This is a genomic window from Pseudomonas sp. P4_C3 (genome assembly GCF_056402075.1).
The window spans coordinates 1-1,985 of sequence record NZ_JBFUIC010000528.1; the positions used below are offsets into that span (position 1 = coordinate 1).

Genomic DNA, 1,985 nt, shown 5'->3' on the forward strand with positions numbered 1-1,985 from the left:
GTACATAAGGAGTCCGCGCGATCCTGGCGAAGAAGCCGGTAATAATACTCAACAAATTCCAGTAGCCCATGATATGGATAATGTCAGCAGACTTCACCGCTTTCCACAGACGCATAAAATTGACCAATGGGATTGGAAAGTGTTGACCCATTTTTCCAGTAATGTAGGTTTTAACACCTCGAGTATTAAATTCTGACTGCCAGGAATCACCGGACATCGCGATGACTTCACAACGACAGCCTTTATCCGCAAGGGTATTGGCTAAGTGTCTTGTGCGTTCCGCAGTCCCTCCCCCACGCTGTGCATCAAGAGAAATATTAATCAATAAAACATTCATACCGTAGCCCTCAAGTGACTCAAGTAACCTTTAAGGCGCTGGGTGAACAGTGCAGAATCTGGCAATCCAAGTTGCAACAATCGATCTTCTTGGAAGCGACGCATTGGATCGGTATTACTAATCCCTCTGGCATTTAATACCAAACGCAGCACTCGCGAGGGGAGGTAAGGAATATGCAATACTGCAGTACGATTAAATACTTCCAGCAAACAATCCTGAAGATAAGCGAAATTATTATCAGCGTCAGCGTCTTCAGTCACTACAATAATTTCCCCCTGAATTATTGGTGCCGCCGTTGTAACAAATAATAAAACCTCGACTACTTTTTCAACGCTGACCAAATGCATTCGCCGCGCACCGTACAATGAACGGCGCAATGCGAGTTTCCAGCCAGGGGCACTCGAAACTTCCCTTACGAATGAAACAATATTTAATCCACCGACACCAAATACCGCGCCAAGGCGCAAAATCAAGGCTTCGAAATGCTCGGCATTGACGGCGCTCACAAACTTCTCAGCAGCGGCATGCTCACGCTCATAAGGCGTGATAGGCACGATCTGTGAAGCCGAAGTACAAATGCTGTCCTGGCTTGCTCCAAAAACGTCAATACTTGAAACATGGATATAACGCTTAACACGTGCATTGCCGCAAGCGCGCAAAATATTCTTGATCGCTGACAAGAACCATCCGGTGCCGTCTGGCCGCAGCAAATTCAAAACGATGCTGCCGCAATTCAAAATTTTCTCTAACGACGCGCTATCATCCAAGTCAAAATGTCGAACCTGTATAGGCGATTCTGTTAACCAATGTGGCTCGTTTCGATGGACCGCGAAAATAATTTCGAACTCTTTGCTGTAATCAACTAAAGAATTGAGTAAATGCTGACCAACAAAGCCAGTTCCACCTATCACAACGATACGCTGTTCAATGGTAGAGTGAACTTCGCATTCAGTATCACTTGTCTCAAGATTCAAGATGACTCACTCCTTAAATGCACACACAATTCAAGCCCTAGTATTCGTACCAATGCCATCAAAAATATAAAAACAGCTTAAAAATATAATACATCTATTCAGTACGACTACTCAGCCCGCCATGGATCCAGGATTTTTTTCAGTTAAAATCCGTAATATAACCGGCTTAATGATCAAGACGCCGCTGTTCGTAAATCCAATCCACTATCTCTCCTTGAGGGGTGTATCCATGGACTGTTTCTCTCAATAATTGTCGAACGAGAGAGTAATCATTCTCATCAAGCGCCGCAAGCAGATGCGTCAGCTTGACCTTGAGGACTTCCCAGGCCAAATAATCCTCGTGAGCACTCATGATCATCGGGTGCTGAGTTGCAACTACGTTGTCACCAATCAGCAGTTCTTCGTAGAGTTTCTCTCCCGGGCGTAACCCAGTAAACTCAATGGAGATATCACCGTGCGGATTTTTTTCTGAACGAACACTTAAACCTGACAGATGAATCATTCTCTCTGCCAGCTCAACAATTTTTACCGGTTCGCCCATATCCAGCACGAAAACATCACCTCCCATCCCCATAGAGCCCGCCTGAATAACCAGTTGCGCCGCCTCTGGAATGGTCATGAAGTAACGAGTGATTTTAGGATGAGTAACCGTGAGCGGGCCACCTGATTTTATT

Annotated in this window: 3 protein-coding genes; all 3 read right to left on the minus strand. The window is 45.2% G+C overall.

What is annotated here, in order from left to right:
• Nucleotides 1-337, minus strand: a 337-nt coding sequence (locus AC1DVH_RS30220) for a glycosyltransferase (protein WP_477756881.1), incomplete at its 3' end; no start/stop codon positions are given.
• Nucleotides 334-1,311, minus strand: a complete 978-nt coding sequence (locus AC1DVH_RS30225) for an NAD-dependent epimerase/dehydratase family protein (RefSeq protein ID WP_477756882.1) — start codon at nucleotides 1,309-1,311, stop codon at nucleotides 334-336. The genes AC1DVH_RS30225 and AC1DVH_RS30220, both read right to left, overlap by 4 nt.
• Before the next feature lie 166 nt (nucleotides 1,312-1,477).
• On the minus strand, nucleotides 1,478-1,985 hold a 508-nt coding region (locus AC1DVH_RS30230), incomplete at its 5' end, for a polysaccharide biosynthesis protein (RefSeq protein WP_477756883.1).